General features: G+C 73.9%; 20 protein-coding genes and 1 pseudogene. 10 read left to right on the forward strand and 11 right to left on the reverse strand.

Features of this window, described 5'->3' with window-relative positions:
* Positions 1-68 precede the first annotated feature (68 nt).
* Positions 69-527, reverse strand: a complete 459-nt coding sequence (locus tag ABZY44_RS07270) for a cyclic nucleotide-binding domain-containing protein (protein ID WP_356650831.1) — start codon at positions 525-527, stop codon at positions 69-71.
* 204 nt (positions 528-731) lie between these two features.
* A complete protein-coding gene (locus ABZY44_RS07275) occupies positions 732-1,034 on the reverse strand; it encodes a hypothetical protein (protein ID WP_356650833.1) in 303 nt (100 codons plus the stop codon).
* A 314-nt stretch (positions 1,035-1,348) separates the two neighbouring features.
* On the opposite strand from ABZY44_RS07275, the gene ABZY44_RS07280 reads away from it, so the two are divergent.
* Positions 1,349-4,081, forward strand: coding sequence for a DNRLRE domain-containing protein (locus ABZY44_RS07280; RefSeq protein ID WP_356650835.1), 2,733 nt, complete (start codon positions 1,349-1,351; stop codon positions 4,079-4,081).
* Positions 4,082-4,162: 81 nt separating this feature from the next.
* Here ABZY44_RS07280 and ABZY44_RS07285 read toward each other — a convergent pair whose 3' ends face one another.
* Entirely contained in the window at positions 4,163-4,579 is a 417-nt protein-coding gene (locus tag ABZY44_RS07285) for a DUF3224 domain-containing protein (protein WP_356650837.1), read from the reverse strand.
* 161 nt (positions 4,580-4,740) lie between these two features.
* Between ABZY44_RS07285 and ABZY44_RS07290 the strand changes: the two genes are divergently transcribed.
* Positions 4,741-5,859 carry a WYL domain-containing protein gene (locus tag ABZY44_RS07290; protein ID WP_356650839.1) on the forward strand — a complete coding sequence of 373 codons (1,119 nt, stop codon included), beginning with the start codon at positions 4,741-4,743 and terminating at the stop codon, positions 5,857-5,859.
* Here ABZY44_RS07290 and ABZY44_RS07295 read toward each other — a convergent pair.
* Together ABZY44_RS07295 and ABZY44_RS07300 are read right to left on the reverse strand one after the other, a co-directional pair.
* Complete coding sequence (locus ABZY44_RS07295; RefSeq protein WP_356650841.1) at positions 5,856-6,215, reverse strand: S26 family signal peptidase; 360 nt, start codon at positions 6,213-6,215, stop codon at positions 5,856-5,858. The two genes, ABZY44_RS07290 and ABZY44_RS07295, sit on opposite strands and share 4 nt — an antisense overlap.
* Before the next feature lie 55 nt (positions 6,216-6,270).
* Complete coding sequence (locus ABZY44_RS07300) at positions 6,271-6,726, reverse strand: hypothetical protein (RefSeq protein ID WP_356651022.1); 456 nt, start codon at positions 6,724-6,726, stop codon at positions 6,271-6,273.
* 220 nt (positions 6,727-6,946) lie between these two features.
* Here ABZY44_RS07300 and ABZY44_RS07305 point away from each other — a divergent pair, with 220 nt between their 5' ends.
* Complete coding sequence (locus tag ABZY44_RS07305) at positions 6,947-7,291, forward strand: hypothetical protein (RefSeq protein WP_356650843.1); 345 nt, start codon at positions 6,947-6,949, stop codon at positions 7,289-7,291.
* 71 nt (positions 7,292-7,362) lie between these two features.
* Here ABZY44_RS07305 and ABZY44_RS07310 read toward each other — a convergent pair whose 3' ends face one another.
* Together ABZY44_RS07310 and ABZY44_RS07315 are read right to left on the reverse strand one after the other, a co-directional pair.
* Positions 7,363-8,199, reverse strand: coding sequence for a MerR family transcriptional regulator (locus tag ABZY44_RS07310; protein WP_356651024.1), 837 nt, complete (start codon positions 8,197-8,199; stop codon positions 7,363-7,365).
* A 73-nt stretch (positions 8,200-8,272) separates the two neighbouring features.
* Entirely contained in the window at positions 8,273-8,746 is a 474-nt protein-coding gene (locus ABZY44_RS07315) for a hypothetical protein (protein WP_356650845.1), read from the reverse strand.
* Positions 8,747-9,214: 468 nt separating this feature from the next.
* Here ABZY44_RS07315 and ABZY44_RS07320 point away from each other — a divergent pair, with 468 nt between their 5' ends.
* Together ABZY44_RS07320 and ABZY44_RS07325 are read left to right on the forward strand one after the other, a co-directional pair.
* The gene (locus ABZY44_RS07320) at positions 9,215-9,430 is read left to right on the forward strand and encodes a hypothetical protein (RefSeq protein ID WP_356650847.1); all 216 of its coding nucleotides are present in this window, start codon (positions 9,215-9,217) and stop codon (positions 9,428-9,430) included.
* Between the two features lie 52 nt (positions 9,431-9,482).
* Complete coding sequence (locus tag ABZY44_RS07325) at positions 9,483-10,334, forward strand: peptidoglycan-binding protein (RefSeq protein ID WP_356650849.1); 852 nt, start codon at positions 9,483-9,485, stop codon at positions 10,332-10,334.
* An 83-nt stretch (positions 10,335-10,417) separates the two neighbouring features.
* Here ABZY44_RS07325 and ABZY44_RS07330 read toward each other — a convergent pair.
* Positions 10,418-10,923: pseudogene (locus ABZY44_RS07330) on the reverse strand (SDR family oxidoreductase).
* 405 nt (positions 10,924-11,328) lie between these two features.
* On the opposite strand from ABZY44_RS07330, the gene ABZY44_RS07335 reads away from it, so the two are divergent.
* Positions 11,329-12,405 carry an RNA ligase (ATP) gene (locus ABZY44_RS07335; RefSeq protein WP_356650851.1) on the forward strand — a complete coding sequence of 359 codons (1,077 nt, stop codon included), beginning with the start codon at positions 11,329-11,331 and terminating at the stop codon, positions 12,403-12,405.
* 93 nt (positions 12,406-12,498) lie between these two features.
* Here ABZY44_RS07335 and ABZY44_RS07340 read toward each other — a convergent pair whose 3' ends face one another.
* Positions 12,499-13,329: a LysR substrate-binding domain-containing protein gene (locus ABZY44_RS07340; RefSeq protein ID WP_356650853.1), complete on the reverse strand. Its 831-nt coding sequence runs from the start codon at positions 13,327-13,329 to the stop codon at positions 12,499-12,501.
* A gap of 80 nt (positions 13,330-13,409) precedes the next feature.
* Here ABZY44_RS07340 and ABZY44_RS07345 point away from each other — a divergent pair, with 80 nt between their 5' ends.
* The gene (locus tag ABZY44_RS07345) at positions 13,410-13,772 is read left to right on the forward strand and encodes a DoxX family protein (protein WP_356650855.1); all 363 of its coding nucleotides are present in this window, start codon (positions 13,410-13,412) and stop codon (positions 13,770-13,772) included.
* A gap of 85 nt (positions 13,773-13,857) precedes the next feature.
* Here the strand turns inward: ABZY44_RS07345 and ABZY44_RS07350 are convergent, their stop codons facing one another.
* Positions 13,858-14,817: an endonuclease/exonuclease/phosphatase family protein gene (locus tag ABZY44_RS07350; protein WP_356650857.1), complete on the reverse strand. Its 960-nt coding sequence runs from the start codon at positions 14,815-14,817 to the stop codon at positions 13,858-13,860.
* A 224-nt stretch (positions 14,818-15,041) separates the two neighbouring features.
* Between ABZY44_RS07350 and ABZY44_RS07355 the strand changes: the two genes are divergently transcribed.
* Together ABZY44_RS07355 and ABZY44_RS07360 are read left to right on the forward strand one after the other, a co-directional pair.
* Positions 15,042-18,239, forward strand: coding sequence for a glycoside hydrolase family 3 C-terminal domain-containing protein (locus ABZY44_RS07355; RefSeq protein WP_356651026.1), 3,198 nt, complete (start codon positions 15,042-15,044; stop codon positions 18,237-18,239).
* 22 nt (positions 18,240-18,261) lie between these two features.
* Positions 18,262-19,302 (forward strand): LacI family DNA-binding transcriptional regulator, encoded by a 1,041-nt coding sequence (locus tag ABZY44_RS07360; protein WP_356650859.1) that lies wholly within the window; start codon positions 18,262-18,264, stop codon positions 19,300-19,302.
* Positions 19,303-19,488: 186 nt separating this feature from the next.
* Here ABZY44_RS07360 and ABZY44_RS07365 read toward each other — a convergent pair whose 3' ends face one another.
* A complete protein-coding gene (locus ABZY44_RS07365) occupies positions 19,489-20,808 on the reverse strand; it encodes an ROK family transcriptional regulator (protein ID WP_356650861.1) in 1,320 nt (439 codons plus the stop codon).
* Between the two features lie 195 nt (positions 20,809-21,003).
* On the opposite strand from ABZY44_RS07365, the gene ABZY44_RS07370 reads away from it, so the two are divergent.
* Positions 21,004-22,323 carry a sugar ABC transporter substrate-binding protein gene (locus ABZY44_RS07370; protein WP_356650863.1) on the forward strand — a complete coding sequence of 440 codons (1,320 nt, stop codon included), beginning with the start codon at positions 21,004-21,006 and terminating at the stop codon, positions 22,321-22,323.
* Positions 22,324-22,332 lie beyond the last annotated feature (9 nt).

A 22,332-nucleotide genomic window follows, 5' to 3' on the forward strand; every position in this document is an offset into this window, starting at 1 on the left:
GGGGGGGGCCCGGGGGGGGGGCCCCGGGGGGGGGGGGGCCCGGCCCCGCGGCGGCGCCGGGGTCTTCGTCAGCTCGCGGCGAAGCGGGGGGCGTAGAGGTCCAGGAGCCTGGTGCGGGTCTGGTGGAGCCGGATCGCGAGGACCCGGCCCACCCAGTGGCCCACGGCGGACCCGAAGGCCGGGTCGGCGTCCATGAGCACCCGTACGGTCGTGGCGTCGAACTCGTAGGCGCGGACCGGCGTCATCGCCTCGGCGCTCAGCTGCCAGACGTAGGGCGGGAACAGCCACGACCAGCCCACCAGCTCACCCGGGCCCAGGCTCTCGATGGGAGTCGGCCGACGGCCGGAACCCGGGATCTGGAGGGTCACCGTGCCGGAGCGCACGATCCAGAAGGAGTCCGCCCGGGTGCCTTCGTCGAAGATCCGCGCACCCTCGCGGATGTTGACCTCGCGGGCATGGGACATCAGGAGTCCACGATGTTCGGTGGACAGGACGGCAGCGATCCGGATGGGGGAAGGTGTGCTCACGACGGCCTCCGATCGGGACCCCCCGATCCCAGTGTCGCCGACGACGGCCCGAATCCGGGGTTTCGGTGGGGGGAGGATGAACCGATTTTCCGCGGAACAAACCCGTCCGGCCGGTGAGGGACTCCATAACCCGAGGTCGGAGGGGCGCGGGCGGCAGTCGCGAGCCCTGCGCCCTGCGTATCCCCGGGGGCTCCCCGCCGCCCCTCAGTCCTCCGCATCGGCCTCCAGGCAGGCCAGCTCCATCGTGTCGAGGACGGCCTCGTGACTGCGTCCGCTGAGCTCGGCGACGTTCTCGATCTGCGCCGTCGCCCAGGACGCCAGGGTCATCACGAGCACACGGAGCCCGTCGGTGCCGAACTCGGCGAGGATCTCGTCAGCGGTGATCATCGCCTCCTCGGGCACCTGCTCCGGAGGTTCGAGCCCGGTGAGGCCGCGCAGCAGGGCCAGGGTGCGGCGGGAGATCTCCGGCGTCATCCTCGCCAGCCGCAGATCTTCTTCGTCATCCATCCCGCTCCGCCCTCCGGTCGTCCCCACAGGGGAACGGTAGAGGGGCGCGGCCCCGAGCGGGGCGGCAATCGCCAGACCGGTCGCGCGGGGCGGACGCCGGCCGGCCGCCGCGGATGCCGCAGGCCGGCCGTGTGCCGCCGCCCGTGTGTCGCCGCCGGGAACGGAGCGATTTGGCATCCGATGCGTCAAGAGGGATGAACGGAACGAAGATTCCCCCTAAGGTGCGCCCGTGGTCGCGTCACGGACAGTCGTACGCCTGTTTTCGGCCACACCGCACTCGCGTACACGTACCGCACCATCGAACTGGGGGGTTCATGCGTAGATCCAGAGGGCTGGCGACCGCTCTCGCCCTGTCCCTGGCCGGCACCGGCACGGCCATGGGCCTCGGCCTCGTCCAAGAGGCGGCGGCCATCACCCCGCCGGTGGCCTTCACGGCCGACGCGCTGTCGACGTGGCAGCCCGACGGCATCGTCTGGGCCCTCGCCGAGGCGGGCGGCCAGGTCTTCGTCGGCGGCACCTTCTCCGCCGTGCGCCCGCCCGAGGGCGGCGCCGGGAGCGAACAGTCGGCGGTGAACTTCGCGACGCTCGACGCCGCGACCGGCGCCCCGACCTCCTGCAAACTGTCCTTCACCGTGGGCGCCGGCACCGCCACCGTCCGCGCCCTCACCCTCTCGCCGGACAAGCAGACCCTGTACGCGGGCGGCTACTTCGGCGCCGTCAACGGCACGCCGGTCTCCAGCCTCGCCGCCATCGACGTGGCGACCTGCACCGTGAAGACCGGCTTCCGCCCGGCCTTCGCGGCCACCGTCCGGGCCCTCGCGGTCACCGGCGACACGGTCTACGCGGGCGGGGACTTCCTCACCGTCGCGGGCCAGCAGCGGGAGCGCTTCGCCGCCGTGGACGCCGCCGACGGCACGCTGAAGCCCTTTACCGCCAACGCCGACGAGCCGGGCCGCGCCGTCGAGGTCACCCCGGACGGCGCCCACGTGGTCCTGGGCGGCGACTTCTTCACCGTGGGCGGCACCGCCAGCCACGCCCTCGCCGTCGTGGACGCGACGAGCGGCGCCCTCACCAAGGCCTACCCGGGGTTCATCGAGAGCAACTCGGTGGTCAAGGACGTGGCCGTCGACGCGACGGGCTTCTACACCGGCAACGAGGGGACGGGAGGCGGTGTCTTCGACGGCCGCATCGCCGTCAACCTCAGTGACTTCGGACAGCGTTGGCGCGACACCTGCCTCGGCGCCACCCAGGCCGTGCTCCCGTACCAGAACGTGCTCTACAGCGCCTCGCACGCGCACGCCTGCTCCAGCGTCGGCGAGTACCCGGACGGCCAGCGCCACCACCTGCTCGCCGAACCGACCAGCGGAACCAACAAGCTGGGCTGGGCGCCCGACACCAACGACGGCATCGGCGAGGGCATCGGCCCGCGCGTGATGACCGTCGGGTCCAAGGCCGGCGTCTCCTACCTCTGGGTCGGTGGAGAGTTCACCACCGTCAACGGATCGGCCCAGCAGAGCCTCACGCGTTTCGCGTCCACCGGGGACACCGGCGCGCCCACGGTCCCGGTGGCCAGCGCCGTGAGCTTCAAGGCGGGCGAGGCACAGGTGCGCTGGCGCACCAGCCTCGACCTGGACGACAGCAAGCTCACCTACAAGGTCTACCGCAACGGCGCCGCCGCGCCGATCGCGACGCTCGACGCCGACTCGCTGTTCTTCCGCCGCCCGCAGGCCTCGTGGACCGACACCACCGTCGTGGCGGGCCAGACGTACACCTACCGGGTGACGGCGACCGACGCGGCCGGCAACGCCAGCGCGCTGTCGGCGACGGCGAGCGTGACGGTGCCGACCTCGGTCGACGCCTACCCGAACGCGGTCCGCGCCGACGGCGCCCAGCTGTTCTGGCGCTACGACGAATCGGCCCTGCCCTTCGTCGCGGACTCCTCCGACGGCGGAAACCAGAGCGGCGTGCACCTGAACGCCCCCGCCCTGCGGCAGACGCCCGGCGCGGTCTCCGGCGCGAGCACGGCGATCGGCCTGAACGGCACGGACACCCAAGTGTACGGGGACGGCCGCCAGACGGTCGGCGCGGCGTACAGCATCGAGACCTGGTTCAAGACGGACACCACCCGGGGCGGCAAGCTGCTCGGGTTCGGCAACAACCAGTCGCGCACGAGCAACCAGTACGACAAACACCTCTACATGACCAATGACGGCCGGCTGGTCTACGGGGTCTACACGGGCGCGACCCGCACGGTCACGACGACCGGCGCCTACAACGACAACCAGTGGCACCACGTCGTCGGGACCCAGGGGGCCGGTGGCATGGTCCTGTACGTGGACGGCGTCCAGAAGGGCACGCTCAACGTCACCACGCACGAGAACTACGCCGGTTACTGGCACGTCGGCGGCGACAACCTCAACGGCTGGCCGGACCGCCCGGCCGGCGACTTCTGGGCCGGACGGCTCGACGAGACCGCCGTCTACCCGACCGTCCTGAGCGCGGCCCAGGTGCAGAACCACTACGCCCTGGCCACCGCCCCGGCCGACTCGGTGGTCCAGGTCACGGCCGCGGAGGACACCTACGCCAACGCGGGCGCCCCGGACGCCAATTACGGGGGCTCCAGCTCGCTCGCGGTGCGCGGGACCTCGTTCTACGCGAGCTACCTGCGCTTCAACTTGCCCGCGGCGCCGGCGGGCACGGTGCTCAAATCGGCCACGCTCAGCGTGAAGACCAGCACCATGAGCGGAGCCGGTACGACGGACTCGGTCTCGGTGGTTCCCGTCACCGGCGCGTGGACCGAGTCCGGGACCACGTACAACGGCCGCCCGGCGCTCGGCGGCCCCGCGCTCGGCGGTTTCGCGGGCGTGCCGGACGGTTCGGCGGTCCACACCACCGGGCTGGACACGGCCGCCGTGGCGGGGGCCCTGGGCACTGCGTACGGCCTGGCGCTGAGCAGCGCGGGCACGGACGCGCTGTGGCTGTGGTCCTCGGAGGCCCAGGCCAACGAGGGGACGCCACGGCTGACGCTGACCTTCGGCGCGCCGTAGGCGACGGCGGGGGGGGGTGAACGGGAGGGGCGCGGGCCGCGGTGCGGTCCGCGCCCCCTTCGTGTGCCGCGGCCCGCGCCGCTACGGGAGGTCGTACGCGAAGGTGTATTCCACCGAGGTGTCGCCGTGGCGGTAGACGAAGGAGCCGGAGCCGGCGAGACCGGTCAGGTCCGCCGTCGCCGATCCGGGGACGACCGAGAAGTCGCAGCGGGTGCCGGTGACGTCGAAACTGCCCTCCTCCTTCAGGACGAAGGTGCCCTTGCGGCCGTCGACGGTGCCGGAGACCAACTCCATGCCGGCGTAGGTGCCGACGTTGTCCCCCGTGTAGGCGATCGCGTAGTCGCAGGTCGTCTCGGGGGCGGTGACGGTCCCGGTGAAGGCGTTCGTGACCGTCGCGCGGGCCAGGCGGGGGAAGCCGTCCACCGGGCCGACCGGGTGCTCCTCCCAGTTCTTGAACGTGAACTGGCCGGCGGCGGGGGCGGGGTCGGGCGTGGGCATGGGAGCTCCAAAAGGGGTGCGGACCGTGCGGACCGTGCGGGTGGTGGGCGTGGTGCCCGTACGAGGTGCGGGCGGCCCCGAGGTCCGGACCGCTTCCACACGGCAACAGCCTGTCCGGCATACCTGACACCTCCTGTCAGGTATGCCGGACAATCGCTCCCATGCGCGCCGACCGGGTCCTCTCCCTCCTCCTGCTCCTCCAGAACCGCGGGCGGATGACCGCCCCGGAGCTCGCCGCCGAGCTGGAGGTCTCCGTCCGCACCGTCTACCGCGACGTCGAGGCGCTCGGCGCCTGCGGGGTACCCGTACACGCCGACCGGGGACCGGCCGGCGGCTTCCGGCTCATGGACGGCTACCGCACGCGGCTCACCGGACTGACCGACGCCCAGGCCGGTTCCCTCTTCCTCGCCGGGGTCCCCGGCCCCGCTCAGGACCTCGGCCTCGGAGCCGACCTCGCCGCGGCCCAGCTGAAGCTCCAGGCCGCCCTGCCCACCGGCCTCGCCGCCCGGGCCCGGCAGCTCCAGCAGTGCTTCCACCTCGACGCCACCGCCTGGTTCCGCGACGCCGACCCCGTCCCGTACCTCGCGCGGATCGCCCAGGCCGTGTGGGACCAGCGGATCCTGCGGGCCGACTACCGCCGCTGGGGCGGCCCGGTGCGGCGCGAGCTGTGGCCGCTCGGTCTCGTCCTCAAGGGGGGCATCTGGTACCTCGTGGCCCGGACCGCTCGATCCGCCGCGTCAGGGGAATCCGCCGGGTCCGCGGGGTCCGCGGGGTCCGTTCAGTCCGGCGGGTCCGCCGGGTCCGGCGGCTCCTCCGCGTCGGCCGGGTCCGCCGCCGGCGTGGTGCGCACCTACCGCGTCGGCCGGTTCCTCGGAGTCGACGCCCTCTCCGAGGGTTTCGAACGGCCCGAAGGGTTCGATCTCGCCGCCTACTGGCAGGAGTCCACCGGCCGGATGGACGCGGCCAGGTACCAGCATACCGCCGTCGTGCGGCTCTCCCCGCGCGCCCTGCGCCTCCTGCCGATGCAGTTCGGGGCGGCGGGCGCCCGCGCCCTGACCACCGCGGGGCCGCCCGACGCGGACGGCTGGGTACGGGCCGAACTCGCCGTCGAGTTCGCGTCCGTGGCCGTCGGCGACCTGCTCCGCCTCGGCACCGAATGCGAGGTGCTCGGGCCGCCCGAGCTGCGCCGGGCCCTCACGGCGACGGTGGCGGCGCTGGCCGATCGGTACTGCGGTACGGCTGAGCCGACGGGCCCGGCAGATCCCGAAGGGCCGGCTTAGCCGCCCGTCGGGTCCTCGCGGACCTTGGCGGACGCGCCGGGGCGGGGGACGTCGTCCACCGCCAGGCAGATGCCGAAGACCCGGTCGTGGCTCGTCCAGCCGTTGACGTGGCCACGGTTGTTCGAGATCTGGACCCGGCGGCGCGGGGGGTCCACCGCCGTCACCAGGTGCAGGTAGACCGTGCCCGAGACCCGGGCCAGGACGATGTCCCCGGCCTCCAGCAGGGCGGGGACGACCGGTGCGACACGGACCCGTTGGCGGCTGAGGACGAGCGGGACCATCGACGTGCCGGTGGGGCGGAACTCCACCGTCGCGCCCTCGCGGACGCGGTCCGCCTGTGCGTCGAGCATGCCCATCGGGCCAGTGTGCCCCGGCGTCACCGCCGGGGGGCAACGGGTTTTCCGGGGACCGTCACGAGGCCGCCGGGGCTTCGACCTCGAGGAAGCGCCGGCGGCGCGGGCCGCGGTACAGCAGACAGACCCAGCCGAGCGGTTCCAGCGCCGCCGCGCAGGCCGTCAGGCGTTCCTGCTCCTCCGCCGCCGCGCCGCCGCCCGGCGGCCCCAGCCAGGTCACCTCCACCCGCCCGTCCCCGGACGCGGCCAGCCGGTAGCCGGTCCGGGTGCGCAACCCCTCCGCGTCCTGCGCCGACGCGGGAAGACCCGACGCCTCCAGTACGAGGGCCACCGCGCGCGTCATCAGGCGCAGCTCCCAGGGTGCCGGAACCGCGGTCCCGGCCGGTCCGTTGACCAGGCGGCGGATCTGCAACAGACCCTCGTACGCGGTACGCAGCTGCGCCGCCCGTCCGGCCTCGGGCGGCGGCGGCCCGTCGCCGCTCGCCGGTTCGAACCCCTGTCCGGGCGTGGCCACCGCACCTGTCCCCTCGTCCACCGCACCTGTCCCCTCGTCCACCGCACCTGTCCCCTCGTCCACCGCGACGGTTCCTTCGTCCGGCGCGCCGGTCCGCCGGTCCGCCGGCGCACCCGTGCACCGGCCCCTCGTCCACCGGTCCACGTCTGAGTACGCCACAACCAACGGCCTGAGTATCCGCCCCGATTCCCCGCGGCGCTCCCGCTGATCAGATGGGGTCATGCCCTCCGACGCCGTCCTCGCCGACGCAGCCACCGCCGCCCAGCGGCCCGCGAACCGCCCGCGCGTGCAGCAGCACGTGACCACCGCGGGTGCGGCGCTGGCCGTGGCCCTGGTCCCGCTCGTGGTCGGCGTCCTGTTGGCCAAGGGGCTCGCCGCCGATCCGCACGCCCCCGTCAACGCCCTCATCGCGGGCGGCGGCCAGCGCGCCGGGCTTCCCTCGGCCGAGTGGCGCCGACGCGGCCACGACACGATGCGGCGGCTGCGTACGGCCCGCCGGGGCACGGTCCGCCGCACGGTACGGGGCTGCGCCTACGTCTGCGGCCGCCGCCCGGCCGGCCGCTGAGCCCGCAGCCAGGCCTCGGCGGCCAGCCCGAGCCGCCGTGCCGAGTGCGCTGCGGGCCGCAGGCCGGACGGTCAGACGCCGAGCGGTTCCTGGAGCTCGGTGACCCACTGGTCGCGGTCCTCCGGGCAGGCCAGGGTCAGCTCGCGGGCGTACCCGCTGGACCGCTCCCCGTTCGCGTCGATCCACTGGGCCAGGGCCTGAGCGGTCAGCAGTACGGAGTCCATCGAACCCCGGTGCACGACCGTCGCGGCCCGTTCGACGGCGGGCAGCAGGACAATCCGTACGCCGCCCCCGAGGTCCTCGGCCCGCACCGAGTCGGCCACCGGCAGTCCCGCGTGGACCAGGACGGCGCCCGGGCGCGCCGGATCCCCGGCGTCCTCGTAGTACGAGATGCCCGGAGCGGCCGGCGTCACACCGGCGGCCTCGATGCGGCGGCACAGGGCTTCGTACAGCGGTCCGATGACCGGAGTGATGTCCTGCGGCTCGTAACTGCCCGCGATCCCGCTCAGCTCGGCGAGCCGTACGGGGGGAAGGCTCTTGACGACGATGTCGATGGAAGACATGGTTCCCTCGCTCTCGATGATCCGGAGCCTCGTCTCGACCTGGGTCAGCCGGGCCGCCGCGGCGGCCATGGCAGACTCCAGTTCCGTCCGCCGCAGCCGCAGCATGCCGCGCAACTCCTCCGGGCCCACGAGCTCGTCGAGTATCGACCCCACCTGGTCCAGGCTGAAGCCGAGCTCCTTGAGCGCGATGACACGGTTGAGGCGGGCCAGCTGCCCGGCCTCGTAGAAACGGTAGCCGCTGGCGGGGTCGACACGGGCCGGGCGGAGCAGGCCGAGTGCGTCGTAGTGACGCAGCATGCGGACCGACACCCGGCCGTGCTTGGCGAAGTCTCCGATGGTGAACATGACGCCTTCCAGTGGATGCCCTGACACGGTGTGAGGGTCAAGCCCGACCAGAATATGCGGGTGTTCCGGCAGCTCAGCGGCCGTATTGGCGCAGGCAGAGGTCCACGATGGACGGCGGTACGGAACCGTCGGCCACCGCGCACAACTCGTCGAGGCGGGCCGGCGGAGCAGGCCGTCGGCCGGAGTGGGCGGAGGCGGCCTTGGGCGGGTGCGCGCGGCGCTGAGCGGCGGGCCTCGTGTGGCGCTCGGCGGCCGCCGCCCGGGGCGGCGAGGCGGAGCGGCGGGACTGGTCCTGCCCCGCCCCCGTTCCTGTTCCCGGTCGCGTTTCGACATCGGCCGGCGGCGGCGCCGGAGGCCCGGCGGGGAGCGCACCGAGGGGCAGTCCGTGGGCATCGGCGGTGTCGCCGGTGTCGGGCGCGCCGACAGGCGGTACGTACCCGCGCGGGGGTACGTCGGAGACCTGCGGGCCGACCGACACGCACGACACGCAGCCGGCGCTCGCGAGGAAGGCGAGGAGGGAGAGGGGCAGGACCCGGCGCAACTGCATCGGACCACCATGCCGCACGGGTTGCCCGGCCGTACCGCGCTGTCACGCGTGCGGGTGAGGGAGCGCGGTGCCGGGGGTGGGCCCGGCGCGGGCGGCGGACGCCCCGCGGGCGCTGCGGAATCGGTTCGGCAAGGTCACTCCGGTCGTTTCCGCCGGGACAGGAGGTTTCACCGGTCCGGGAGGGCGTGCGCGTGGACGGGGGTGGACCGGACGGGGAAGCCCGGACAGGGTGCGGGACGGGAACGGCGTCGCGGACCGGCGTTCCCCGCGACGGTTTCGCCCGAGACGTCGTGTGCGCACCGGACGGATGGGATGCATCGGACATCCGGCTTGACCCGGGGCATCCCCGGGGGAAAGAGTGCGCCCGTCGAGCACCACCGCCCGGACCGCGGACCGCGGACCGCGTCACGGTCCGCACCGCCGGGCGGCAAGCGCCACCGCATGGCCCGTACTTCGGAGACGTCCCACATGTTCATATCCGTCCGCCCGTCGCCCGCCTCGGCCGTCATCGGCGGTTCCCTCGCCGTGACGGCCCCCGGAGGCCGCCCCGCGGCGCCCGTGGGACCCGCGGCCTCCGCCGCCCCGTCCGGCGCCGGCCCGGCCGTGCCGCCGGCGATCGGTGGCGGGCTCGTGCCGGCCGCGGGCAGCGGTACGGTGCCGGTCGCCCGGCGGCGCAGGGCCTGACCGGCCGGGTGGGGGCCGCCGCGCCGGCCCCCGTACCCGCCGGGAGACAACCATGTCCCCTGACCTCGATGAGAGCGGCACCGTGCCCGACGACCGGCTGCTCGTACGCCCCTACGTCGCCCCCTCCGTCCAGCCGGAAGGGCCGACGGCGCTCGCCTGGCCGCAGACCGGCCCGGTCTCCGTGGCGGCCCAGCTCACGATCCCTTCCACCGGATCCGAGCCTCCGACCGCGACCGCGACCTCGACGCCGAGCCCGTCACCGCTCCAGCCGCCGCGGACCGCACCGCCGTTCGCGCCCGCCTCCGTCGCCCCGACCGGGTCACCGTCCCTGCCCCGGTCCGGTGCCGGCCGCCGCGCAGAGGGCGGCAGCCGGCTCCCGTTCGTGGCGCTCGCCCTGCTCGCGCTCACCGCCGCGGGAGTCCTGGCGTGGCTGCTCCACGAGCCGGACGGGGAGCCGCCGCGCGCCGTGGCTCCGCCCGGCCTGTCCGTACCCGTACTCCCGGCGCGCAGCCCGGGAGCGGGGGAGGAGCCCACGCCGGGCGCGGACCCGGCAGAGCCGACCCGGCCGACCGGGGCGGCATCGGCGCGGGCCACGACGGCCCCGACCCCTTCCGGTACGCCGGCGGACGCGAGCCGGGACGCCACGACGTCCGCCCCGTCCGGCGGCGCGCGGCCGTCCTCGGACGGCGCCGGAACCCTGCGCCCGGGGGACCGCGGGCCCGAGGTGCGCGCCCTCCAGGAACGGCTCTTCGGCCAGGGGTTCACGTACGTCGCCGTCACCGGGGTCTACGACGAGCAGACCCGGCGCGGTGTCACCCAGCTCCAGCAGAACCGCGGCATCAAGGGCGACCCGCCGGGCGTCTACGGTCCGGCGACCCGCGCCGCCTTCGGGAGCGGCTACTGAGGCGACGGGGCGGCCCGAGGGGTGACCGGGCCCGACGGGGCGGCCACGGACCGGCCGGGGCCGGATGGGCCGTCGGGCTCCGCTCAGCGCCCGCCCGAGACCCGCAGGACGGTCCCGGTCGTGTAGCCGGAGTCCGGGGACAGCAGCCAGGCGATGGCCGCGGCCACCTCCTCGGGCTGTCCGGCCCGCCCGAGCGGGATCTCGGCGGCAGCGAGCGCCGGGCGGTCCGGGTCTCCCATCGCGGCGTGCATACCGGTCTCGATGATGCCGGGCGCCACCGCGTTCACCCGGATCCCGTCAGGGCCGAGCTCCTTGGCCAGCCCCAGGGTCATGGTGTCGGTCGCGGCCTTGGTCGCCGCGTAGTGGACGTAGCGGCCGGGGCTCGCGAGAGTGGCGGCCGCGGAGGAGACGTTGACGATTGCTCCGCCGCCGGAAGCGGCCAGGCGCGCTCGGCGGTGGCCTCGGCGGCCGTGTCGTCGTGGAGGTAGCCGAGGACCACGTCGTGTCCGTCGGCGGCGAGCCGCACGCACGTGGCGGCGCCGATCCCGCGGCTTCCTCCGGTGACGACGGTGACCGGGCGACGTGACATATGAGCCTCCTGTGCAACGCAGTACCTCCGCCCCGCCTGCGCACCCTGCCCGACGGGGGGCCGCAGGCCAGTGCCGCGTCAGGCAACGTTCGCCCCGTCGCGACGCCCGGCACGCACTCCCGCCGCACCGGCCGAAAGCCTGAGTACGTCCCGTACGAAGGCTTCCGGCCGGCACGCCGAGAGCACGCACCGGACGCCGCTCCTCAACGGGCAAACGTTGCCTGACGCGGCACTAGCACCGGGAAATGTGATGGACCAGCGGAAATGGCAGGCCGCAGAGTGGCTGCTGCCGCAACCGGGAGCCGTCACCGTCGGCGGTGTTCCGCCCCCACCGCCACTCACCGACCGACCTCACCGACCGACACTCACCGACACCCCCGTGTCCCACACTCCGAGGAGCGCACCATGTCGACCTTGCGGGTCACCGCCGAAGAGCTCACCGTCCACCCGCACCCGAACGCCGACGCGTTGGAGCTGGCGCAGGTGGGGCTCTACCGAGCCGTAGTCGCCAAGGGCGCCTACCGCACGGGGGATCACGCGCTCTACATACCCGAACAGGCCGTGCTCCCCGCCGCCTTGATCGAGGAGCTCGGGCTGACCGGCCGCCTCGCGGGCGGAGAGGCGAACCGGGTCAAGGCCGTCCGGCTGCGCGGAGAGCTGTCCCAGGGCCTCGTCTGCCGGCCGAGTGCGCTGGCCGGCCTGGATCTCGCCCGGGCGGCCGAAGAGGGCGTGGACTTCGCGGAGTTGCTCGGCATCACCAAATGGGCCCCGCCCGTGCCGACGACCATGAACGGCGACGTCGAGGCCGCCGCCGAGCTGCTGCCATGGGTGGACATCGAGAACCTCCAGCGGTACCCGGGCATCCTGGAGCCCGGTGAGCCGGTCGTCCTGACCGAGAAACTGCACGGCACCGCCTGCCTGTTGACGTACCTCGCGCGGGACGGCCGGGTGCTGGTCTCCTCCAAGGGGTTCGGGTCCAAGGGGCTGGCGCTCAAGGAGGACGAGCGCAACGTCTACTGGCGGGCCGTACGCGGCCACGGCGTGCCCGAGGCCGCCGCCCGGCTCGCCGCGCGGCTCGGCGCGACCAGGGTCGGCCTCTTCGGCGAGGTCTACGGCAAGGGCGTCCAGGACCTGGCGTACGGAGTCGACGTGCGGACGGCCGACGAGGCACCCGGGTACGCCGTCTTCGACGTCTCCGCCGAGATCGACGGACACGTACGCTGGCTGGATCCGGCCGAAGTCCTCACGGACGGCGAACTCCCCTTGGTGCCAAGACTGTTCGAGGGCCCGTACGACCTCGACACGGTGCTGGACTGGGCGAGCGGCCGCGAAACCGTGTCCGGGCGCTCGCTGCACCTGCGCGAGGGCGTCGTCATCCGCCCGGTGGTGGAACGCTACAGCCCGGTCGTCGGCGGCCGCGCCATCGCGAAGGCGGTCAGCCCCGCCTACCTGACGCGCAAGGGCGGCACGGAGTACGAGTGAGCGCGCGAGCGGGCGTCCGGCCGGCCGGGCCGGACGCGCGAGACCACGGCCGGGCGTGACGCCGGGGTGTGGGCGGCGCGGTCGGTGAGCCGCTCACGGGTGAAGGGCGGCCGTCGCGATCTGGACGAAGGAGCGCAGGAGGGGGTTGGTGTCGCGCTGCCTCCAGGCCACGACCACACGGCTCGGCGGCATGTCGGTCAGCGCGACGACGGCGAGCCCCTCCCCGGGCTCGTGGTCCATGAGGGTCATGCCGACCGTGCCGTTCCAGAGGACGGCTTGCCGGCATTCCTGGACGGCGCGCACCACCGGGCCCTCGCGGGGTTCCCCGCCGTTCCAGTACGACTGCCAGGCCCGGTCCGTGCCCTCGGGGAAGAGGAACCAGCGGCGGTCGGCCAGGTCGGCGAGCTCCAAACCGTCGCGGCCGGCCAGCGGGTCGTCGGTCCGCAGCAGCGCTCCCACCGGGTCGGCGCGCAGCGCGTGCACGGTCAGGCCCGTCCCGTCGAACGGGCCGCGCGTCAGGGCGACATCGACCAGTCCGGCGCGCAACCCGCAGGTCGGGTCGGTCAGACCGGTCTCGCGGATGCGCACCTCGACGCGCGGGTGCCGGCTGCGGAAGGCGTCGGCCAGCCGCGTCACGCGCGCGTCGGAACTGTCGCCCAGGAGGCCGACGGTGAGGGTCGCGGCGCCGGCCGCGGCCGCCACGCGCACGCGTACCCGGTCGGCCCGGCCGAGCAGCACCGACCCCACCGCGGTGAGTGCGACACCCGTGGACGACCGGTCGAACAGGGTGGCGCCGAGCTCGGTCTCGAGCTGTTTGATCGCCCTGCTCAGCGGCGGCTGGCTCATGTGCAGCCGGGAGGCGGCCCGGCCGAAGTGGAGTTCCTCGGCGACCGCCACGAAGTAGCGCAGCGTCCGTAGATCCATGCGGCGACGATACCCGTACGGTATCGACTGCGCGCAACGGGTCTTGGACGGCCGCGGTGCTCCGGCGGTGGAATCGGGGCATGAACGTCGCGTACGGAATCCTCGCCGGCCTGCTCGCCCTCTTCTACCTCTACGGGGGCGGGGTGAAAGTGGTCCGGAGCCCTGAGCGGCTCAGGCCGATGATGGCCTGGGTGGACAGCACGCCCCTGCCCGCCGTCCGGGCCATCGGAGTGGCCGAGGTGCTCGGCGCCGTCGGGCTGGTCCTCCCACCGCTCACGGGCATCGCGCCCGGGTTGGCCCTGGCCGCGGCGATCGGCTTCGTGGTCCTGCAGATCGGCGCGACGAGGGTCCACCTGAGCCGGGGGGACCGCGAGCTCGGTCTCAACATCACGCTCCTGATCGCCGCGGCGGTGACCGCCTGGCTGGCGACGGTCTGGCTGTGACCTCGGGTGATCTCGGGTGACGTCGGTGTCGTCGGGTGTCGTCGGGTGACGTCGGGCAGGGCGGGCGCGATGACGCGCCGCCGGCCTACGTGCTCGCGGGGACGACCTCCACGCTGTAGATCAGGAACCGGTGGTCGGAGAGGTTCTTCGTCCCCTCCGCGGCCGCGGGTTCCACGATGCACCACCTGCCGGCCAGGTTGCTGAAGACGTAGTCGAGCTTGATGTGCGTGTCGTGCGTCTCGACCCCGGTGCGCGGTTTGACGGGCCCCGGGAACTTGGTCTGGTTGCACTCGTCGTAACCCGGCGCGTCCTCACCCGCCGCGTTCTTGCCCGTCGAGTACAGCTCGGAGGGCCACACCTTGGCGTTCGCCGGTCCCGAGTCGGGCGGAAGGGTGTTGAAGTCGCCGCCGAACACGACCTTGGGGTAGTCCTCGACGACGTCCCTGATGGCGAGCATGTGGTCGTCGCGGTAGTCCAGCGTGGGGAAGTCCTCGTCGGACTCCCGCCGCGGGTTGTGCACGTTGCACAGCCGGACCTCGAAGTAGGTGGCGGTCGCGCACTGGAACGGCGGGACCAGACCCGTGCTCGGCCGCACCATGGGGTACTGGACCGGATCCGACAGACCGGCCGCCACCACGATGGCCGTGCCCACGTCGTCGTTGGGGTCCTTCGGTTCGCTCGTGCCCGGTTTGGTCTCGCACGGGCTGACCGTCAGCGCGCCCTTCTGCGACCAGTGGTACGGGGTGAAGTTCACGCTCCACGCCGGGCCGAGCGAGGCCGTGAGCTCCTTGAGGGTGCTCTGGCAGACCTCCTGCAGGAGCATGGCCTGGACGTAGTTCTGCTGGACCTTCTGCTTCAGCAGTGCGACCTTCTGGGTGACCTGGCGTTCGGTGCAGCCGCCCCAGCGGGTGACGTCGCACATGTTCCAGCTCAGCACCTGGAGGTTCGTTCCCGCCTTCGGCTCGGCCGCCGCGACGCTCCCGCCCGGACCCGTGCCGAGCACGATCAACGCGGCGCCCGCCGCCATCCCCCAGAACTTGCGCACGTCTCTCCCCTGACCCGGCCGAGCCGGCCGATCTTGCCGATGAACGGATGTACTTTACGCAGCCCGGACGGGATCCCCGGCCGCGCACGGTCCCCGCGGGCTGCCCCGCCACCCGTTGACAGTCGATCCGGTGCGCCGGGATCATCGGCACACGACGTCTGGGAGAGCGCTCTCCGACGGGTGGTTCCGGGCGGCTCGCGCGAAGGTGTGGTGGACAGGTGGACCTGTACGGCGGTGACGCGGCACGACTGGCGGACAAGCTGGATCCCGTACGGCGGGTGCGGCTGCTGACCGGGGGCGACACCTGGCGGACCCGGCCCGAACCGGACATCGGGCTGGGGGAGATGGTCTTCTCCGACGGTCCGGCCGGGGTGCGCGGGCCCGGCTGGGACGAACGCTCCACCTCGGCCCTGCTGCCCTCGCCCACCGCCCTCGGCGCGCTCTGGGACGAGGAACGGGTCCGCCGGCTCGGCGAGCTCCTCGGGGACGAGGCCCGCCGCAAGGGGGTCCACGTCCTCCTCGCCCCCAACCTCAACCTGCACCGCAGTCCGCTCGCCGGGCGCCACTTCGAGTGCTTCGCCGAGGACCCGCTCCTCGCGGGGCGTACGGGGGCGGCCCTCATCCGGGGCATCCAGTCCCGGGGGGTGGCCGCGACCGCGAAGCACTACGTCGCCAACGACTCGGAGACCGAGCGGCTGACCCTCGACGTCCGGCTCGGTGAGCGGGTGCTGCGGGAGCTGTACCTCGCGCCCTTCGAGGCTGCCGTCCGTGCGGGGGTGTGGCTCGTGATGTCGGCGTACAACAAGGTCAACGGCACCACGATGAGTGAGAGTTCCCTGCTCGCCGAACCGCTGAAGGGGGAGTGGGGGTTCGACGGGGTGGTCGTCTCCGACTGGGGCGGCGTGCGCTCCACCGTAGCCTCGGCCGTCGCCGCCCAGGACCTCGCGATGCCGGGCCCCGGCGGCCCGTGGGGCGAGGCGCTGCTGACGGCGATGGCGAACGGCCGGGTCCCCGCGGGGGCGGTGGAGCCCAAGGTGCGCAGGCTGCTGCGCCTGGCCGCCCGGGTCGGCGCCCTCGCCGGGCCCGGGGCCGCCCCGGAGGCGCCTGCGGACACCGGCGGCGGCGCTGGTGCCGGTGCCGGTGCTGGTGCCGGTGCTGGTGCCGGTGCCGGTCCCACAGCCGGTCGTAGTGCCGAGGCCGGTTCCGGAGCTGGCGTCGGGAGAAGCGGCGGCACGGACGGCAGCCGCGACCGCGCAACCGACTCGATCACTCGGCCCGGCGCGGGGGCCGGCGCCGACGGTGGTACCGGCCTTGCCGGTGGCTCCGGTTCGGGGGGTGACGCGCGCTCGGGCCCGGACCTCGGGCCGGATGCGCCGCTCGGCCCCGGCCCGGGCGTCGGGGGCGGTACCGGCCCTGGCGGCTCCGGCCACCGGGACGGAGCGCGCCCAGGTCGGGGCCCCGGATCTGGCATCGACGGCACCGGCATGGACGGCACCGGCCTCGGAACGGACCCCGGCTTCGGAACGGAGCCCGGAACCGGCCCGGACTCAGGCTTCGGAGCGGGCTCCGGCCCTGGAAGGGGTATCCGTTCCGACATGGACGCCGGTGCTCGCTCCGCCCTGACTGCTGGCGGTGGTTCCGGGGCTCGCTCCGCCGCGGGTGCGGGCGGTAGCTCCGGCGCAAACCCCGGCCGCAGGGGCAGTGGCAGGGGCAGGGGCAGCGGTGCCGCCGCCATGAGGGGCTTCGGTTCCGGGGCCGCCCGTCGGGGTTCCGAGACCGACGGGATCTCCACCGGGCCCGTCGACCTGCGCCGGGAGTTGCGGGACGCGGCTGCCGCCGGCTTCGTGCTGCTGGAGAACCGGGACGTGTTGCCGCTGGATTCCGGCGGGCTGACGAGCGTCGCCGTGATCGGAGTGCACGCCGACGCCCCCCGCGTGCAGGGCGGCGGCAGCTCCGAGGTGTTCGCGCACCGGGTGGTCAGCCCGCTCGACGGGCTGCGGGAGGCCCTGTCGCCCCGGGTCCGGGTGGTGTACGAACCCGGTCCCGCGCCGGAGGGCGGAGGCAGCCCGGCGCCCCTGGGTGCGCGGCACGCGCGCGACCCCGAGAGCGGAACCCCGGGCGTGCGGCTGCGCGTGCTCGACGCCGCCGGCGCCGTGCTGGCCTCGGCGCACCAGCCCTCGGGCCGGGTCCTGGAACCCGCCCTGCCGTCCGGCGCCCACACCATCGAGCTCGCCGCCGTACTCCACCCGGACGTGACCGGTCCCTGGACCCTCGGGATCGGCGGATTCGGTGCACTTCGCCTCGTGGTGGACGAAACGGCCCTGCTCGAGGGTGAGTTCCCGGCCGAGACCGACGATCCGGCCGTCATCCATGTCCGCCCGCCCCAGCACACCGCCCGGATCCCGCTCACCGCCGGACGTCCCGTCCACGTCCTCGCCCGCCGTGAGCTCGCCCCCGGCACCGGCCGGGCCACCGTCCTCAGCGCCGCCCCGCCCGTCCCCGACCCGGCCGAGGCCCGCGCCGCGGCCGTGTCGGCCGCCCGGGACGCCGACGCCGCCGTGGTGGTCGTCGGCACCACCGAAGGCGGCGAGTCCGAGGGCTTCGACCGCGACTGTCTGCGCCTGCCGGCGCCACAAGACGAGTGGGTGGCGGCGGTCCTCCGCGCGAACCCCCGTACCGTCGTCGTCGTCAACGCGGGGGGTCCCGTCGAGCTGCCCTGGCGCGAGGACGCCGGAGCCGTGCTGCTCACGTGGTTCCCCGGCCAGGAAGCCGGGCACGCCCTCGCCGATGTCCTCCTCGGCCGCACCGAACCGGGCGGCCGCCTCCCCACCACCTGGCCCGTCACCCTCGCCCAGGCGCCCGTACGCACCACGCAACCCACCGACGGCCGGCTCCCCTACGAGGAAGGCCTGCACATCGGCCACCGGGCCTGGCTGCGCGCGGGCGCGGAGCCGGCCTACTGGTTCGGCCACGGACTCGGCTACACCACCTGGGAGTTCGAGCGCATCGGCCCACCCGAGTCGACGGGCGACGACGGCCGGGGCGGCGGCCAGGGTGGCAGCGGCCCTGCCGGCGGCGTCGGCGCCCGGAGCGGTAGGGGCGACGCCGGACGCGACCGCGGGGGATACGCGATCCCCGTGTCCCTCCGCAACACCGGCTCCCGGCGCGGCCGCCAGGTCGTGCAACTCCACCTGTCCAGGCCGGACTCGGCCGTCGAGCGTCCGGTGCGCTGGCTCGCGGGATGGGCGGCGGTGGAGGCGGATCCCGGGGAGCCGGTGACGGCGTACGTACGGATCCCCGCGCGCGCCCTGGAGCACTGGTCCACGGACTCCGGGGGCTGGGTCACGGAGCCGGGCCGCTTCGACGTCCTCGCCGGTCACAGCGCGGGCGACCTTCCGCTGCGGGGTGTGCTCGAGGTCTGATACCGGCGGCTACAGTGCCGCCATGGACGCAACGAGCACGGGGGCCGGGCCCGGTACGGGGGCGGCCCCGACCCTGGAGGACGTGGCGCGCGCGGCCGGGGTGTCCCGGGCCACGGTGTCCCGCGTGGTCAACGGCGTCCGCAACGTGGACCCGGCCCTCAAGCAGACGGTCCAGCGAGCCGTCGAGGCGACCGGATACGTGCCGAACCGGGCCGCCCGCTCGCTCGTGACCCGGCGTTCGGGCGCGATCGCGCTGGTGGTCTCGGGCGCGGGAGCCGCCGCGGACCGGGTGTTCCAGGATCCGTTCTTCGGACGGGTGGTGAGCGGGGTCGTACGGGCGCTGCGGCCGCGCGGGGTGCACCCGGTGCTGATGTTCGCCGACGGGGAGGCGGACCGTGCGCAGGTGCTCGCGCACCTCGCCCAGGGCGGCGCCGACGGCGCGCTGCTCGTCACCACCGACGGCAACGACCCCCTGCCCGGCCTGCTCGCGGCCGCGGGTCTGCCCGCGGTGCTCTTCGCGCGGCCCGTGCCGCCGGTACCGCTGGACTGGGTCGACCTGCGCCACCGCGAGGGCGGTGCGCTGGCCGCGCGGCACCTCCTCGCCGGGGGCCGCCGACGACTCGTCGCGATCGGCGGACCCGCGGACGTGCCGGCGAGCCGGGAGCGGGTGGCGGGCTTCCTGGAAGCGGTGCCGGGCGATGCTCCACCGGTGGCCGAGGCGGACTTCACGCTGGACGGGGGCGAACACGCGATGCGCGTGCTGCTGGCCGAACGGCCGCACCTGGACGGGGTCTTCGCCGCGAACGACCTGATGGCGCAGGGCGCCTGCCTGGTGCTCCGCGAGCACGGCCGCCGGATCCCCGAGGACGTGGCGGTGGTCGGTTTCGACGACTCCGCCGCGGCGGTGGCGGCCAGGCCCCGCCTGACGACGGTCCGCCAGCCGGTGGAGGACATGGCGTCCGACATGGTCCGCCTCCTCCTGGACCGCGTCACGGGCGCGGCCGCTCCCGAACCGGCCGGCGTCCTCTTCGATCCGGCACTCGTCATCCGCGACTCGGCCTGACCGCCGACGCGCCCGGCACCGGCGAGGGCCCGACGCCCGGCCTCACGCCCTTCCCGCACCGCCCCCGGCGCGCCTTCCCGCACCGCCCACGGCGTACCTTCCCGCACCGCCCCGGCGTACCTCGCCGCACCGCCCCCGGCCCGAACCGCGTCCCTGTCCCGCGTCCCCTCCGTCGACGTTCCAGCCCTAGCCCTGTCGCGTCGCCGCGGCCGACGCCCCGCGGACCTCCATGGCCGTCTGCCAGCCCGGGGCCTCCGACGGGGGCTCCGGTGGGGTGCGGCGGCCGCCCGTCGTGAAGAAGGCCGCCAGAGGGAGGGTGGCCGCGCCGACCGTGACGGCGTCGGGTCCGAGCTGGCCCATGTCGATGGTGACCCCCGCGGCGGGGTGGCGCAGGGAGTACCGCGTCGCGTGTTCCCGTACCGCCGGGAGGATGTACGGGCCGAGCATCAGGCCCGCCCAGCCGCCGATGAGGATCCGCTCGGGATGGAACAGGTTGATCACGTCCGACAGGCCCGCGCCCAGGTACTCCGCGGTCTCCTCGAGGACCTCCAGGGCGATCCGGTCGCCGCCGCGGGCCGCCGCGAGCAGCGCGGTCAGGGCGTCCTCCTCGTCCTCCGTGCCGGCGCCGGGGTCCCCGCCCCGCTCCGCCCAGCGAGCGAGCAGCGACTCCGCTCCCGTGTACGCCTCCAGGCACCCCAGCGCCCCGCACCGGCAGCGCCGGCCCCGGACCTGGACCGTCAGGTGGCCCCACTCCAGCGGGGCACCCTCGGTGGGGCCGCCGCCCGGGGAGCCGTCGGTGATCAGGCTCGCGCCGACGCCGGATCCGAAGAGCACGACCACCGCGTCGCGGGCCCCGCGTCCCGCGCCGAACCACATCTCCGCCTGGCCGAGCGTGCGCGCGCCGTTGTCGATGATGTAGGGCACCTCGTCGGGCACGGCCCGCGTCGCGCGCAGCAGCGCCTCCAGCGGGACCGCGTCCCAGCCGATGGTCTGGCCGTGCACCACGGTGCCGCCCGGGGCGTCGCGGTCCACGATGCCCGGTACGCCGATCCCCACCCCGAGGAGCCGGTCCGTGCCGACCCCGGCTTCCGCGAGTACGGTGGCGATCCCGGTCCGCACGTGGTCGACGATCGGGCCGACGTCGTAGCAGCCGCGCGGCTGCAACGGCATCTCGGCGCGCGCCAGTTCGGTGAGCGTGAGGTCGAACAGCTCGACCCTGACCCGGGTTTCGCCGACGTCGATGCCGATCATGTGCGCGCTGTCGGGCGCCACGCGCAGCAGCGTACGCGGGCGGCCGCCGTCCGAATCGACGATGCCGGCCTCCTCCAGCAGTCCGTCCGCGACGAGTTCGCCGACGACGTTGCTGACGGATCCCGAGCTCAGCCCGGTCTCGGGACCCAGCTCCTGCCGGCTCATCGGCCCGCCGAAGTACAACCGCTGCAGCACGGCGCTGCGGTTGCCCCTCCGCAGGTCCCGCACCGTACGTCCACTGCGCCCCGTGGTCATGTGGCTCCTTCCGCCCTGACATCGATCGCAACATACCCTTGCGCGACCCCTTGACGCGACCCTTTCACGAGGCTTAACTCACGTCCTAAATTAAGGCCTGGATCAAACGGAGCGGCCGAGTACCCGGTTGGGGCCTGGTAGTCGTGCCGTCCCGGGGGCCTTTCTTCCGAACCTTGCCGAAAGGGACCGAGCCGCATGCGCAGAACCCGAGCCGCCGCCGTCACCGCCGTCACCGTCTCCATGCTCGCAGCCGCCACCGCCTGCGGGGGCGGATCCGCGGACAACGGGGGCGGATCGAACACCGCCCCCAAGGAGCTCACCTACTGGGCCTCCAACCAGGGACCCGACATCGCGGCGGACCAGGCGACCCTCGGCCCCGAGCTGAAGAAGTTCGAAGAGCAGACCGGCATCAAGGTCAAGCTCGAAGTCGTCCCCTGGTCCGACCTGCTCAACCGCATCCTCGCGGCCACCGCCTCCGGACAGGGTCCCGACGTCCTCAACATCGGCAACACCTGGTCCTCCTCCCTCCAGGCCACCGGGGCCCTGCTGCCCTGGGACGCCAAGAACTTCGACGCCATCGGCGGCAAGGACCGCTTCGTCGCATCGGCCATCGGCTCGGCGGGCGCCGTCGGCAAGGACCCGGCCGCCGTCCCGCTGTACTCGATGTCGTACGCGCTCTACTACAACAAGAAGATGTTCCAGGAGGCGGGCATCGAGAAGCCCCCGGCCACCTGGGACGAGATGGTCACCATCGGCCAGAAGCTGTCCAAGGACGGCAAGTGGGCGCTCGGCGCGGAAGGTTCGAACCTCTCCAACAACATCCACCAGGTCTTCGTCTTCTCCCAGCAGCACGGCGCGAACTTCTTCGACGCCTCCGGCAAGCCCGCCTTCGACACCCCGGAGAACGTCGAGGCGGTCAAGCAGTACGTCGACCTGATGGCCAAGGACAAGATCATCGCTCCCGGCAACGCGGAGTACGACAAGAACCAGTCGCTCCAGGACTTCGCCAACGGCAAGACGGCCATGGTCCTCTGGCAGAGCGCCGCCAGCAGCTTCAAGACCCACGGGATGAAGGAGGGCGACTGGGGCGTCGCCCCCGTACCGGTCCCGGCCGGCGGCACCCCGGGCACCGGCAAGAACACCAACTCCATGGTCGCCGGCATCAACATGGCCGTCTTCAAGAACACCGACAACATCGACGGCGCCCTGAAGTTCGTGAAGTTCATGACCGGCGACGACGAACAGAAGCTCCTCAACAAGACCTACGGGTCCATCCCGCCGGTCAAGGCCGCCCAGACCGACCCCGCCTTCGCCGACGCCGACCTCACCGTGCTGCGCGACACGCTCTCCACCAGCGCCGCACCGCTCCCGCAGGTCCCCGAGGAGTCGCAGTTCGAGACCGCCGTCGGCACCGCCGTCAAGGAACTCTTCGCCGAGGCCGCCGCCGGCCGCGCGGTGACCACCGAATCGGTCAAGGCGCGGCTGACCAAGGCCCAGCAGCAGATGCAGAAGTGAGCACCGGTT

It is taken from the genome of Streptomyces sp. NPDC006544 (assembly GCF_040611715.1).
Taxonomy (GTDB): Bacteria; Actinomycetota; Actinomycetes; order Streptomycetales; family Streptomycetaceae; genus Streptomyces.